Source organism: Acinetobacter sp., from assembly GCF_049284435.1.
Lineage (GTDB): Bacteria > Pseudomonadota > Gammaproteobacteria > Pseudomonadales > Moraxellaceae > Acinetobacter.
Window position 1 is genome coordinate 1 of the sequence record NZ_JBAPXX010000057.1, and the last position, 13,929, is coordinate 13,929.

Genomic DNA, 13,929 nt, shown 5'->3' on the forward strand with positions numbered 1-13,929 from the left:
TATTTGCTTCAGAAATGGCAGAACGCGTCTGTTCTAAAGCTTTACAGATTTTTGGAGGCTATGGTTATCTGAAAGATTTCCCGATTGAACGGATTTACCGCGATGCCCGGATTTGCCAGATTTATGAAGGCACCAGCGATATTCAGCGCTTGGTAATTGCACGCAGCCTCTAATTTTAAAAGGACTTATCTCATGCAGTGGCAAACGATTTTACTTGAACAACGTAATGGTGTCGGACTGATTACCTTAAACCGTCCGCAAGCGTTAAATGCACTGAATAACCAGCTGATTGTTGAAGTCAATCAGGCCCTTGATCAGCTGGAAAAAGACCCGCAGATTGGCTGTATTGTCATCACCGGTTCAGAAAAAGCCTTTGCTGCCGGGGCTGATATTAAAGAAATGGCGGACTTGAATTTCCCGCAAATTTATCTGGATGATTTTTTCAGTCTCGCTGATCGAATTGCCCAGCGCCGTAAACCGTTAATTGCCGCGGTGAGTGGCTATGCCTTAGGCGGTGGTTGTGAACTGGCGCTGATGTGCGACTTTATTTACTGTGCCGATAATGCAAAATTTGGCTTGCCTGAAGTCACCTTAGGCGTGTTGCCCGGCATTGGCGGTACCCAGCGTTTAACCTTGGCGCTTGGTAAGGCCAAAGCCATGGAAATGTGCCTGACCGCACGGCAGATGGGTGCACAGGAAGCCGAGCAAAGTGGCTTGGTGGCACGGGTATTTGCCAAAGAAGAGTTACTGGAACAGACCTTGCAAGCCGCAGAAAAGATTGCCGAGAAATCACTGACTGCGGTGATGATGATTAAAGAGTCGATTAACCGGGCCTTTGAAGTCAGTCTGGCCGAAGGACTGCGTTTTGAACGACGCGTCTTCCATTCTATTTTTGCCGGTTCTGATCAGAAAGAAGGGATGCAGGCCTTTGTCGAAAAACGCCCGGCCAAATTTACCCATCAATAAAACTCAAACAGGACAATAATAATGAGTATTGAAAATAATTTAGCCATTCGTGTACAGGGTAGTCTGGGCATCATCAGCCTGGACCGTATCCAGCATTTAAATGCCTTAACCCTGCCGATGATCCAGGGCATTCAGGCGCAACTCGATCAGTGGTGCCATGATCAAGAAGTGCAAGCCATCCTGATCAATTCCAATAGCCCAAAAGCTTTCTGTGCTGGGGGAGATATCCGTTATCTGTATGACAATTATCAAGCGGGAAATACCCAATATCAGGATTTTTTTGCCACTGAATATACGATGCTGAGTATGCTACGCAACTTCCCTAAGGTCGTCATTGTGTTGATGGATGGTTATGTGCTGGGGGGCGGCTTTGGCTTGGCTCAAGCCTGTCATATCAAGGTGAGCAGTGAAAAATCCCGTTTTGCCATGCCAGAAACAGCGATTGGTTTTTTCCCTGATGTGGGTGCAACCCATTTTCTGTCCCGACTGGATGAAGTCGGTGTCTATATGGCATTGACCGGAGAGCAGATCAGTAGCAGTGACGCACTTTATCTGGATCTGGTGGATTATCATGTTCCGAGTGAGTGTTTTGCTGAACTAGAAGCAGCATTGATTGCAGCGCCGGTATTAAACCCGATTGAGATTCAAAAGATTATTAGTTCCTATATTACGTATCCGGTAGAAAGCGAGCTGCAAAAACGTGTAGATCCGATTAATCAGCATTTTGGCTATCCAAACCTGGATGAGATTGAACAGAGCCTTGAACATGCAAGTAGTGCAACTGATCAGGAATGGGCCAATAAAATGCTGGCAATTTTGCAGCAGCGTCCGGTCATGGCCAAGCAAACCAGCTTGAAGTTACAGCAAGCTGGACAGAATTTATCTCTAGAAAAATGCATGCAGCTAGAACGGGACTTACAGGATATCTGGTTAGAGCAGGGCGACTTTATTGAAGGGGTTCGTGCGCTGATTATTGATAAAGACAAAAATCCGCAGTGGCGAACTGAGAATGCAAAATTTGAAAAGACCTTGCAAAAGATCTGGCCAGCATGGACTCAGCAGCGTATCGAAAACATTACTTAAAGCTGATGGTAAAAGACCCTCTATAGGTAAATTATAAAGGGTCTTTATAGGTGTCCTATAGCGTCATCAGTATGAATTCTGCTTAATGGGACGTTTTCTTTTTCTTGCCACCGCCGTCTTGTTTATTGACCGTCGACCAGGCAATACGTTCGGCTTCTTCCTCAGAATGACCACGTTCTTTTTCGCTTTCTTCAATATGTTCGGCCTGCCGTTTCTGCTTATCGGTATAGGCTGATTTGTCACCTCTAGGCATCTTAATATCCTCATCAGGTTTGGCTGAAATTACTATAACAAGAGCTTATTTTTACGAGGGTAAGTATTTGTTGGAATCATTTTATAAAAACAAATTTTTTAAAAAATATGAAAATATAAAGATTAAATAGATGAAGATAACGGTCAGCTAGAACCGCTATCTTCTTTGCCAGATTAGCCGTTAATAATACTGCCGCCATTCACATGAATCACCTGACCTGAAATATAGCTGGCTTCTTCACTGGCCAGAAATAAATACGCCGGTGCTACTTCACTTGGCTGGCCCATGCGGCCCATTGGGGTACTTTTACCAAAATCTTTAAGCTGTTCTTCATCAAAGCTGCTTGGAATGAGTGGAGTCCAGATTGGGCCTGGCGCGACTCCATTGACGCGAATACCGGTTTTATTTTTTAATAAATTGGTGGAAAGGCTTCGGGGTAAATGTGGTGATGGCCCCTTTCGTACTGGCATAGTCAATCAACTGGTCATGACCATGATAACTGGTAATACTGGTGGTATTGATAATACTGTCACCTTCTTGCATATGCGGAATCACCGCCTGAGTCAGGTGGAACATCGACAAAATATTCACATTAAATGTTTTAAGTAATTGCTCGGGTGAGATATCGGTAATACTTTCTTGCGGGTATTGAACCCCGGCATTATTGACCAGAATATTAATCGTTTTAAATTCCTGAAGGGTCTGTTCAACCATTTTCTTGATTTCATCTTGATCTTGTAAATCACATTGAATCAGCAGGCAACGTCGGCCTTCATCTTCCACCATTTTTTTGGTGTCCCGTGCATCCTGATCTTCATCCAGATAGCAAATGGCGATATCTGCACCTTCGCGGGCAAATAAGACCGATACAGAACGGCCAATCCCGCTATCACCACCGGTAATCAAAGCAACCTTGCCTTTTAATTTTTCACTGCCTTTATAATGCGGTTTAATAATTTCCGGTGCAGGGTCCATTTTGGTTTGCACGCCAGGTTGATGGTCTTGTGTTTCAGTTGAAGCTGGGGTTTCAGGATAATGATTCATATCTTTTCCAATTCCAATGATTGTGGCCATATAAGAAAAAATATATTAGAAGCTTTTGGGAAAAATGAGGCTGGACTCAACATTTCATAACAGAATGTATTCGAGATTTATCAATTATTCATTGAAACGGATCAGGTTGAGCAACCAGAGCAGAAAAGCTGACGAAACAACTTTGGACTACACTTAAATAGCCGAGGTGCTCTTGAAAGGTGAAATTTGATTAGGAAAGGTAAGGTATTAACGAAGATTTAAAATCTAGACATAGATAAACATCTTTTGCCGAACTTATATATAAAATAAATGGAGAGTTTTTTAACTCTCCATTTATTCATTCTGATGTATTTAAAAAATTTCTATAGAAATAAATTAAAGATTATCACTTAAATTAATTCTGGCTTGTGCTGCTTTTTCCTTTTTGGCTGAGGTTTTACCCCAGTTAAACTTTTGTGCGCAAATGCCTAAGCCCACAATAAATAATGCAAGCACACTGGTATAAACCACTTCTTTAAAATAGGTTCCTTCAATAATCATGGTAATTAAGGCACCGACAATAAAGATAATGACCAGATAAGTTAACCATGGGAATAACCACATCTTGAATGGAATATTTTGTCCTTCAGCTTCCAGTTTTTTACGCAACTTAAGCTGAGAAATGGCAATAGCAAGATAGACATATAAAGATACGGTACCAGTTGCTAACATCAAGACATCATAAATATTCATACTTTCGGTGGCAGTCAGATAGATCGCCACGAAAGAAAACAGGCTTGAAAAGATGACACCTACCCATGGGCTGTTATTGCGGTTGGTTAAACCAAAACTCTTTGGCGCATCTCCACGTTTCGAGAGAGAATAGACCATACGTGAGCAGGTATAAAGTGCGGAGTTAAAGCAGCTACATACCGAGGTGAGCACGACAAAATTAACAATATGGCGCGCTTCCGGAATACCGAGTGCGGTAAGTGCTACGCTATACGTACCCCAGGTCGGATCTTTCAATAAAGGATTATTGTGTGGAATCAGGCAAACTGTGATCAGCATTGAACCGACATAAAATAGAATGATACGCCATACAATTGAATTAGCGGCCTTACGAATTTCCTTGGCTGGATCTTTGGTTTCAGCTGCTGCAACGGTGACAATTTCTGCTCCCATATAAGCAAACATTACACCCAATAAGGCCGTGATCACCGATGAAAAGCCATTGGGCATAAAGCCTTGAGCGGTTAGATGAGTCGTACCACCGAGCATAGAGGCATCGCCCCAAGGCCAAAGGTGCATCACGGCCAAACTACCAAACACCAGGAACAGTACAATGGCAATGACTTTAATCAGGGCAAACCAGAACTCGAATTCACCAAAGTTTTTTACGTCACGGAGGTTAATCCAGACCAGCGCTACAGTGACCAGGAGCATATAGCCCCAGATCGGGATAAATGGAAACCAGCTATTTAGGATTTTCCCGGCGACAAAGGCTTCCCAGCCCATGAGCAACGTCCAGAAAGACCAGTATAACCAGCCGATAGAAAATCCAGCCCAGCGCCCGATTCCACGATCCGCATAGGTTGAAAATGAACCGCTGTCGGGATTCAGTACTGCCATTTCTCCCAGCATACGCATGATGAGTAAAACTAATATTCCACCTAGAGTATAGGCAATGAGTGCAGCCGGCCCTGCAGAATAGATAACATTACCGGAGCCGACGAAGAGCGCACCACCAATGACACCGGCAATTGAAATCATGGTGAGATGGCGTGATTTAAGTCCGTTTTTTAAGCCGTTTGATGATTCGGAATTGGAGAAATGTTGATGTTCTGCCATATAATTTCCCTTAATATCAATAGCGTAGCGGCAATAAAATTCCTTATTTGGCTTACGCTATCTTATCCTTTGAAACTGTAACCGAATTCATCAGTGCTTGACCAATATTAAGTTAATCTTAATAAAATGAATCCTTGTAGCCCTATAGACAGGATCACACTTTGATTAAAGTACGGTTACATGCTGTTCATGTATGCAGTTAATTTCTCTTTTTTGTTGTAAAGTGACGAGAGCCATTTTTGAGCAATTCAAAGGAGCCAATTGGCTTAAGAGATAAAAAATATAAGCAGGCAATATTTACAGAAAAATAAAGCCTACCTAAAATATCAGGCTAAAAGCAGCTTTTGCTTTCCTTTTAAAAATAAATAAAAGCTTTTTGATTTTAAAAATATAATTGGCATTGATCCCTGAGTTTTTACTAAGTTAAAGTGCGGATTCCATGCTCACGCAAGCACTTTAATAATATCCCGAAAGCCACTAGAATTTCCTGTTCACTCACACAGGCAAAGCCCAGTAATAATCCTTTCTGTCGGGTGGAATAATGTTTGGTATAGTATTGCGATAAGGCTCTGACCTTGATTCCCAGTTCAAGCGCTTTGGATGCAATCAAGACATCATCACTGCTGCTAGGCAATTTTAAAATTAGATGCAAACCGGCGGCGGTATTATATTCATGCAGAAAATCTTCACCTAAATGTCGGCGAATCAGGTCAATTAAAAAAGCGTGGCGTTTGCTATACAATAAACGCATCCGTCGGATATGCGCCTCATAATGTCCTTCACGGATAAATTCAGCCAGTGTTTGCTGATCGATTAAGTGACCACCACGATAAAGTTCCGAGGCCACAATTCGCAACGAAGAAAAGAGCTGTTTTGGTACCACTAAATAACCAATGCGCAGGGCTGGATAAATTGTCTTACTAAATGTCCCCATATAAATTACTGGGGAATCCGGCTCTAAACCTTGTAAAGAAGGATAAGGCTGTCCCGAGAACCTGAACTCGCTGTCATAATCATCTTCAACAATCCAGCTATTGTGCTGGCGTGCGAGTGTAATTAACTGTTTGCGCCGTTCCAAACTTAAATGTGAACCTAAGGGATATTGATGAGACGGCGTCACAAAAATCAGCTTAGGCGGTTTTTTGGGATGCAGATCGGGAATAATCCCTTCCTGATCTACCGGTAAGGAACGTAGATTGACGCCATTAATTCGTAAAATATTACGCGCACCCCAATAAGCCGGATCTTCGATCCAGACTTCATCGCCTATGTCGCTTAAAGTACGCGAGACCAGGTCAATCGCCTGATGCGTGCCTTCGGTAATAATGATCTGATCAGCATCGCACTGGACTGAACGGGCAATTTTCAGATATTCCGCCAGCTCCTGACGCAGTTCCAGGGAGCCACCGGCATTGCTGTAAATCAGGTTATTGACTTGAGGTTCACGGCTCAAACGCGTTTGGATTTTGCTGAAAATATGATGCGGAAATTCGGTTACATCGGGTGCACCCGGTACAAAGGCTCCCCATTGATAAGGCGAAGCTGCGGAATAGCCGAGCAAGTAGGAACCGCGTTGCGACAGATTGTAATTTTGCTGCGCTTTTTTTTCCGCAACTGCAGGAGAGCTTTGTTCTGCCTTCACTAAAAAAGATTCGGGTAATTTCTCTACTACCCAGGTGCCTTGACCGGTACGGGCATCAACATAGCCCTGTGCCTGTAATTGTTCATAGGCATTTAAAACAGTATTACGCGATACCTGAATTTCTTTGGCCAGATCACGCGATGCAGGCAAGCGGGTTTTGGGAGCCAATACGCTATCAATAATCGCGTTACGCAAGCAGCGGAACAAGCGCATCTGTAATGTTCCTGTGACATTTTGCTGCAATCGCTGCAGTAAATAATCTCCAAGCAAGCTACGCAATTGGCTCTCTCCTACAAATTTGAAATGGCTCTCGTGAGAGCGGTATTGCTAGGTGCAAAATAGTCTGATCAGGCAGTCATTGTAAAGTATCTTGTATGCGTTTTGATCATGTATCTGCGGCTTGAATGCGAGCATACAGGCGGGCAGGCAATATACACAGATACCGATTAAAACTAAAGCGAAAAATCCAGACACTGATTTTGTTTGGAGCTCGCTGAACTGAGACCTGAATCAAGCAATGATTGCCATAACAGCTGAATAGAGATGTGTTGCAGCCGCCAGGACATGCGACTGCATATAACAAAAGGATCATAGAATGAACATGATGATGAAAGGATTGACCTACACCGAGCAGGGTACAACGGCCTGGAACAATTATCTCAAGCAACTGGACAAAGTGGCACCCTATCTGGGTGAGCTGAGTGAAAGACTAGATATGTTGCGACGCCCAAAACGCAGTTTGATTGTCGATGTTCCGGTCATCATGGATGATGGCACGGTTCAGCATTTTGAAGGCTATCGTGTTCAGCACAATTTAACCCGCGGTCCGGGCAAAGGCGGCGTGCGTTTTCATCCAGATGTCAATTTGGATGAGGTGATGGCTCTGTCAGCCTGGATGACGATCAAATGTGCTGCTCTAAATTTACCTTTTGGTGGAGCCAAAGGCGGTGTACGAGTCGATCCGAGCCAGCTTTCCAAGCGCGAACTGGAACGCTTGACCCGACGCTATACGGCAGAAATCAATTTAATTATTGGACCGCAAAAAGATATTCCTGCACCGGATGTAGGAACCAATCCGCAAATCATGGCCTGGATGATGGATACGTTTTCCATGAATGCGGGTTCTACCATTACTGGTGTAGTGACCGGAAAGCCGGTTCATTTGGGTGGTTCTTTGGGCCGCAGTAAAGCCACAGGCCGTGGTGTATTTATTAGCGGTCGTGAAGTTGCCCAGCAAATCGGTCTGGATTTAAAAGATGCCCGGGTCTGTGTACAGGGTTTTGGTAATGTCGGGAGTGAAGCTGCGCTGCTTTTTCAGGAAAATGGCAGCAAAGTAATCTGTGTTCAGGACCACTCCGCCACTCTGTATCAGGAACAGGGAATTGATATTAAAAAGCTGCTTGAATACTCAAATGCCCATCATAAAATTCAGGGGTTCTCTGCCAGCGATGAAATTCCTGCATCAGATTTCTGGACCATTCCTGCTGAAGTCTTTATTCCGGCTGCACTGGAAGGTGTGATTAATACTCAGGTCGCGCAAAATATTCAGACCAAAATGATTCTGGAAGGTGCCAATGGCCCCACGTTGACTGAAGCGGATGAAATTCTGAGTGAGCGTCATATTACGGTGGTGCCAGACGTGATCTGCAATGCGGGTGGCGTGACGGTCAGCTATTTTGAATGGGTTCAGGATTTGGCCAGCTATTTCTGGACCGAGGAAGAGATTAACCAGCGTATGGATGCCAGCATGAAAAATGCGGTACAGGATGTATGGCAAAAATCAGTTCAGGCCGGATGTTCTTTACGCACAGCCGCTTATATTCTGGCCTGTGAGCGGATTTTAATGGCACGTCAGGAACGCGGGATCTATCCGGGTTAAGCTAAGTTTTTGCAAGATGGATTAATTCATAAAAACGACTAGATTTAATCCATTATTACCCATGGTAAATTTTTGCAATGGATTTTTAAATTGGCTTCTTTATTTAAAAAGGAGCCAATTTTTATTCAGAATATAAATAATTGTTTATAAATGAAATAATTTTATATCCTGACTGTTCTAATCATTTAAACAGGGCCAATTGGCTCCTTCCATCTGCTGCAAAGTGGCTCTCGTCTCATACGCATAAAAGCGCAAAATGAACCATATCAGCCAGTCTTTGGCAAATTTCTATCCCAAGATCCGGATAGCAAAATTTACAACGTATGAATCAAGAATGAGGATACAAAATGGACAGTAAACACTCAGCACTGAATGCACGTAAACAGCAGGCGACACCACGTGGTGTTGGGGTCATGTGTCAATGGTACGCAGAGAAAGCAGAAAATTCGACCATCTGGGATGCAGAAGGCAATCAATATATCGACTTTGCGGGTGGGATCGCGGTACTGAATACTGGCCATCGCCACCCTAAAATTATTGCTGCGGTCACTGAACAATTAACCAAATTTACCCATACGGCTTATCAGGTTGTACCATACGAGAGCTACGTTGCTCTGGCAGAACGTATCAATGCACGCGCTCCCATCCAAGGTGCTGCAAAAACCTCATTCTTTTCAACGGGTGCTGAAGCTGTCGAAAATGCAGTTAAAATTGCCCGTGCCCATACTGGCCGTCACGGCATTGTGACTTTTGGCAATGGTTTCCATGGTCGCTCATTTATGACGATGGCCATGACCGGTAAAACGGCACCTTATAAACGCGACTTTGGGGTGATGCCTGGTGGTGTTTTCCATGCCCGTTACCCGGTGGAATCCAAAGGCATTAGTGTTGATGATGCAATTCAAAGCATTGAAGATATTTTCGCAGAAGATATTGCTGCGCATGACGTAGCAGCAATTGTGCTTGAACCCGTACAAGGCGAAGGCGGTTTTAATGTGGTGCCAGCAGAGTTCCTGAAACGCTTGCGTGTGCTATGTGATCAAAACGGCATTTTACTGATTGCAGATGAAGTACAGTCTGGCTTTGCGCGTACAGGTAAACTGTTTGCGATGGATTATTATGAGACCAAGCCAGATCTGATTACGATGGCCAAGAGTCTGGGCGGCGGTTTCCCGATCTCAGGCGTTGTAGGTTGTGCTGAAGTCATGGATGCACCAAATCCAGGTGGATTGGGCGGTACTTATGCAGGTAACCCGGTTGCTGTTGCAGCTGCACATGCAGTACTGGATATTATTGAAGAAGAAGGTCTTTGTGAGAGAGCGAATGATCTAGGCGCAGAACTGGTTGATGTTTTACATGAACTGAAAATGTCATCTAGCATGGTTAAAGATATTCGTGCATTGGGCTCAATGGTGGCGGTTGAGCTGGAAACTGCGGAACAGGCAAAAGCTGTACAAAACCATGCCATGCAAAATGGTCTGTTAATCCTGACCTGCGGTCGTTATGGTAATGTAATCCGTTTCCTATACCCGCTCACGATTCCGGCAGAACAGTTCCGTGCGGGATTGGCTATCTTGAAACAAGGGTTTGCACTATCTGTTGCAGCCTAACGAAAGAGTAATGATCATGCTTCAAGCGCAATATAGAGATTTATTACAGCATCCTGATATCAGCTTCGATCAGCCTGCCACGGGTGAATATATTGAAGTCAAAGATGCAGCAACCCAAACCACTTTGGCCTGGGTGAAATCCCATGATCGGGCGTCTGTAGAACAGCTGATTGCTCGTTCACAACAAGCCCAGAAAGCCTGGAAAGCCAAGACAGCACTTGAACGTGCAGATGTGCTTTGGGCCTGGTTCAATCTGATGCAGGAACAGAAAGAATCTTTGGCTCAGATTCTGACTGCTGAACAGGGTAAGCCACTGGCTGAGGCACGTGGTGAAATTGGTTATGCCGCTTCCTTTATCCGCTGGTTTGCTGAGCAGGCACGCCGGATTGATGGTGACGTGTTGACTCCAACGCTTGCCCATCAACGTTTATTGGTCATTAAACAGGCGATTGGGGTAACAGCTGCGATCACACCGTGGAATTTTCCGGCGGCAATGATTACCCGTAAAGCCGCGCCAGCTCTGGCTGCTGGCTGTTCCATGCTGGTTAAACCCGCCGAACAAACGCCTTTAACCGCCTATGCGCTTGAAGTTTTGGCCTTGCGCGCAGGCTTACCACAAGATGTATTGCTGCATGTCAGTGGTGATGCGGTTGAAGTGGGTCAGGTCTTATGTGAAAGCGAAACTGTGAAAAAGTTAAGCTTTACCGGTTCGACTCAAGTCGGCCGTATCCTGATGCAGCAATGTGCGCCGACCATCAAAAAACTGTCCTTAGAACTTGGTGGCAATGCACCGGTTCTGGTCTTTGATGACGCCAATCTTGAACAGGCGGTACAGGGCATCATGGCCAGTAAATTCCGGAACAGTGGACAGACCTGTGTTTGCGCGAACCGGATTTATGTACAAGATGACATTTATGATGCGCTGGTAGAAAAACTGGTGGCTGCCGTTGCCAAACTGAAAGTCGGGGATGGCCGTGATGAAACCTCTACCCAAGGTCCATTAATTGATGAGGCTGCGATTGAAAAAGTGCAGTCACATATTGCCGATGCGGTGAGCAAAGGTGCACAGGTGAAAACCGGTGGACAGCGCTCAAATCTGGGCGGTACATTCTTCGAGCCAACACTTCTGACTGAAGTCACCCAGCAGATGCGTATAGCAAAAGAAGAAACTTTTGGACCGTTGGCGCCGTTATTCCGCTTCAAGACTGAAGAAGAAGCGATTCAGATGGCAAACGATACGGAATTCGGTCTGGCCACCTATGTATTCACCCAAAGCACAGCACGTCAGTGGCGTGTAGGTGAAGCTTTAGAATACGGTATGGTGGGAATCAATACCGGAGCCATCTCTAATGAGGTTGCGCCATTTGGTGGAGTCAAGCAATCGGGATTAGGCCGTGAAGGGTCTAAATTCGGTATGGATGAATATCTTGAAATGAAATACCTATGTATTGATATTTCTTCATAATGACGTTTCGGAAGTAAATGTATTCATTAAAAAACTGATGAGAAAATATCAGCCTCCAGTGAATCCCGCGTTTAATTTAAACCGGGATTCCTGTGATGGAGCAAGGATTCAATAGACAGATTGGAGGAGGGCATATTTTCAGTTATTAAGCCGTTCTTCTTCTCTAAAATTCCCCTGAATATCAATTAAAGCATCAGATTTTCATCAGGATTTAACTCTAATTTCTAACTTTAAACCAAAAGCATCCAGTAATTTCTGCATAGACTTGAGTGTCGGATTAGCTTCCGGTTGTTCCATTTTCTGTAGAGTCTGGGGAGCAATCTTGGTAATTTTAGCCATATCGTTGAGTGTGAGGTGCAATTCGGTACGAATGAAACGAGCAACCTGATGAAAAGGCCAGTCAGGATTGTTACTGACGGTTTCAAGTACAGACAATCTCTTTTGCATTTGTTGAATCGGGGTCAGGGGCTTGAAGCGTTTATCCATGATTCAGCTCCTCCAATTGTTGGCAAATATTGATGATTCGATACTGACTATTTTCCAGAATTTCAGGTGCCAATTGCAGATACTGCATGTGCTCGAGTAATCCCTGATAAAGTGGTAATTGCTCGATTAACACCGCTTTGATTTCTTCTGAATCAATTAGCGTACTTTCTGCTATCTGTTCAATGACTGAATGCCAAATTGGCATACCACCATGATCATCTCGCTCCCAACGCGTAGTTCGTGCAATACCATCTGGATGTAGCCACATCGGTGCAAAATCAAATAATGGGGTGAGTTGAATGATTCCGTTATTGAAACGTTGAATGGCTGTATTACGGGTATGATTGTCCTTATTACCTAAAGCGACATTGGCAAGATCACGCTTCAAATATTCAAAGATTTCCTGTTTTGGTTGAGTACAGCATTGCATCAGCAGGCTACAGATCTGGTTATGGGTCATTCTTACCCCAAAACCGGCTTTTCCTCCCAGAGAAGCAATACTTTCCTGAGCAATTCTTTCAACCTTCCCATTGATGACCTTACGGTCGAATCGGGGAATGAATAAAGTCTTGCCATGCAGCTCCAGTTCCTGATGAACACGAAGTCCCAGATACTGGGCAATTTTCATATATAAGGCTTCGTGCATCAAAATTTTATCTAAATTCTGATCGCTGCCACGGCTGAATTTCACCAGCCAATGCTGTTTGACCTGATGATCTGTAAGCGTGTGATCCAGATAGAACAGGTCATTGTGACCTTGAGTTAACAGTAATTTTGGCCACTCACCCTGAATACCAGAAGAACCGGCAATAAAAAGTCCATAAGAGGCTAAGGATTCAATAAATTTTTCTTGACGTTCTACGACTTGGTCTAGGCTAAAGCCATGATTCTGCTGAACAGGGAACTGCCCCTGTAGCCATTCATAAGCCTCTTTCACCCGTAAGTTGCCAATCGGATTGCCTGCACCCGCTTTTAAAAGCGCCCAGTCTGCTTGTTCCTGGGTATTTTCAGAAAAATTAAGCTGACGTAATAGCTCTTTACGGCCATAACCTTGAGGTAACAAATCCATCAGGAAGGCTGGCCAGGTAGATTGCAATGTATTTTGCACATTCACCGGTAAATGATAAGTAAGTGCATGCCCATCACTTAAATCCATACAAGAAATAGCATATTCAAACAAATATGAGGTTCGCGTGGCTGCTTGCCATCCAGTCTGTTGTTGACCGACAATCTCAACAATAGCGCAATCAAGCCATTCATCATCCTGATAAATCTGCAGTGTGCAATATTGATTCATAATTTTATTAAAATAGTAAAATAAAGTGATTTTAATTATTATATATCTATTTTAATAAAAAACTAATTTTATCTTCTTAAAGTTCTTTATCGTTCTAAAAGGCCTTATTTTTATCAGATTCCATGGTCTATGAGGTTGTATAACTAGATGCATACTAATAGAAATCGCTGTTTAAACCCAATTCATTCAAATATGACTTTAGCTAAAAACATACATCGACGTATAGCTTATAAATTCAAAAAATCTGTAATTTTTTAAATATCAGAGGAGCTCTAGCCCTGGCTATCTATAATCAATTTTTTTTTTGAAAAAAATTAAGCAGCAAATAAAGGACTAAATCCCCGTTTGCGTAGTAATTTTCGGTACATACTGGAGCTTCGGTC

11 protein-coding genes and 1 pseudogene are annotated in these 13,929 nt (G+C 43.7%); 6 read left to right on the forward strand and 6 right to left on the reverse strand.

Annotated elements, in window-relative coordinates; genetic code table 11:
* The 3 genes from WAK81_RS04790 to WAK81_RS04800 all read left to right on the forward strand — a co-directional run.
* Window positions 1–173 (forward strand): acyl-CoA dehydrogenase family protein (locus WAK81_RS04790; protein WP_422195907.1); only part of this gene is annotated, 173 nt, incomplete at its 5' end.
* A gap of 19 nt (window positions 174–192) precedes the next feature.
* Window positions 193–966, forward strand: a complete 774-nt coding sequence (locus WAK81_RS04795; protein ID WP_422195902.1) for an enoyl-CoA hydratase — start codon at window positions 193–195, stop codon at window positions 964–966.
* A 21-nt stretch (window positions 967–987) separates the two neighbouring features.
* Window positions 988–2,049: an enoyl-CoA hydratase/isomerase family protein gene (locus tag WAK81_RS04800; RefSeq protein ID WP_422195903.1), complete on the forward strand. Its 1,062-nt coding sequence runs from the start codon at window positions 988–990 to the stop codon at window positions 2,047–2,049.
* 82 nt (window positions 2,050–2,131) lie between these two features.
* Here WAK81_RS04800 and WAK81_RS04805 read toward each other — a convergent pair whose 3' ends face one another.
* The 4 genes and pseudogenes from WAK81_RS04805 to WAK81_RS04820 form a co-directional block, all read right to left on the reverse strand.
* Window positions 2,132–2,302 carry a hypothetical protein gene (locus tag WAK81_RS04805; RefSeq protein WP_004280276.1) on the reverse strand — a complete coding sequence of 57 codons (171 nt, stop codon included), beginning with the start codon at window positions 2,300–2,302 and terminating at the stop codon, window positions 2,132–2,134.
* A 173-nt stretch (window positions 2,303–2,475) separates the two neighbouring features.
* A pseudogene (locus WAK81_RS04810) lies at window positions 2,476–3,346 on the reverse strand (SDR family oxidoreductase).
* Window positions 3,347–3,712: 366 nt separating this feature from the next.
* Window positions 3,713–5,167: an amino acid permease gene (locus tag WAK81_RS04815; protein ID WP_278356850.1), complete on the reverse strand. Its 1,455-nt coding sequence runs from the start codon at window positions 5,165–5,167 to the stop codon at window positions 3,713–3,715.
* A 418-nt stretch (window positions 5,168–5,585) separates the two neighbouring features.
* A complete protein-coding gene (locus WAK81_RS04820) occupies window positions 5,586–7,088 on the reverse strand; it encodes a PLP-dependent aminotransferase family protein (protein ID WP_422195904.1) in 1,503 nt (500 codons plus the stop codon).
* A gap of 328 nt (window positions 7,089–7,416) precedes the next feature.
* Here WAK81_RS04820 and WAK81_RS04825 point away from each other — a divergent pair, with 328 nt between their 5' ends.
* From WAK81_RS04825 to WAK81_RS04835, 3 genes are all read left to right on the forward strand, one after another.
* Window positions 7,417–8,688, forward strand: a complete 1,272-nt coding sequence (locus WAK81_RS04825) for a Glu/Leu/Phe/Val family dehydrogenase (protein ID WP_422195908.1) — start codon at window positions 7,417–7,419, stop codon at window positions 8,686–8,688.
* A 347-nt stretch (window positions 8,689–9,035) separates the two neighbouring features.
* The gene (gene gabT, locus WAK81_RS04830) at window positions 9,036–10,298 is read left to right on the forward strand and encodes a 4-aminobutyrate--2-oxoglutarate transaminase (protein WP_422195905.1); all 1,263 of its coding nucleotides are present in this window, start codon (window positions 9,036–9,038) and stop codon (window positions 10,296–10,298) included.
* 16 nt (window positions 10,299–10,314) lie between these two features.
* Window positions 10,315–11,763 carry an NAD-dependent succinate-semialdehyde dehydrogenase gene (locus WAK81_RS04835; RefSeq protein WP_422195909.1) on the forward strand — a complete coding sequence of 483 codons (1,449 nt, stop codon included), beginning with the start codon at window positions 10,315–10,317 and terminating at the stop codon, window positions 11,761–11,763.
* 204 nt (window positions 11,764–11,967) lie between these two features.
* Here the strand turns inward: WAK81_RS04835 and WAK81_RS04840 are convergent, their stop codons facing one another.
* Entirely contained in the window at window positions 11,968–12,249 is a 282-nt protein-coding gene (locus WAK81_RS04840) for a helix-turn-helix domain-containing protein (protein ID WP_085064719.1), read from the reverse strand.
* The gene (locus WAK81_RS04845) at window positions 12,242–13,546 is read right to left on the reverse strand and encodes a type II toxin-antitoxin system HipA family toxin (protein WP_422195906.1); all 1,305 of its coding nucleotides are present in this window, start codon (window positions 13,544–13,546) and stop codon (window positions 12,242–12,244) included. The genes WAK81_RS04840 and WAK81_RS04845 overlap by 8 nt, the downstream gene beginning before the upstream one ends.
* Between the last annotated feature and the right edge of the window lie 383 nt (window positions 13,547–13,929).

What these genes read in the sequence shown, in the direction of transcription:
- WAK81_RS04795 (WP_422195902.1), top strand. Translation starts at nt 193, where the DNA reads ATGCAGTGGCAAACGATTTTACTTGAACAACGTAATGGTGTCGGACTG.
- WAK81_RS04800 (WP_422195903.1), top strand. Translation starts at nt 988, where the DNA reads ATGAGTATTGAAAATAATTTAGCCATTCGTGTACAGGGTAGTCTGGGC.
- WAK81_RS04805 (WP_004280276.1), bottom strand. Translation starts at nt 2,302, where the DNA reads ATGCCTAGAGGTGACAAATCAGCCTATACCGATAAGCAGAAACGGCAG.
- WAK81_RS04815 (WP_278356850.1), bottom strand. Translation starts at nt 5,167, where the DNA reads ATGGCAGAACATCAACATTTCTCCAATTCCGAATCATCAAACGGCTTA.
- WAK81_RS04825 (WP_422195908.1), top strand. Translation starts at nt 7,417, where the DNA reads ATGAAAGGATTGACCTACACCGAGCAGGGTACAACGGCCTGGAACAAT.
- gabT (WP_422195905.1), top strand. Translation starts at nt 9,036, where the DNA reads ATGGACAGTAAACACTCAGCACTGAATGCACGTAAACAGCAGGCGACA.
- WAK81_RS04835 (WP_422195909.1), top strand. Translation starts at nt 10,315, where the DNA reads ATGCTTCAAGCGCAATATAGAGATTTATTACAGCATCCTGATATCAGC.
- WAK81_RS04840 (WP_085064719.1), bottom strand. Translation starts at nt 12,249, where the DNA reads ATGGATAAACGCTTCAAGCCCCTGACCCCGATTCAACAAATGCAAAAG.
- WAK81_RS04845 (WP_422195906.1), bottom strand. Translation starts at nt 13,546, where the DNA reads ATGAATCAATATTGCACACTGCAGATTTATCAGGATGATGAATGGCTT.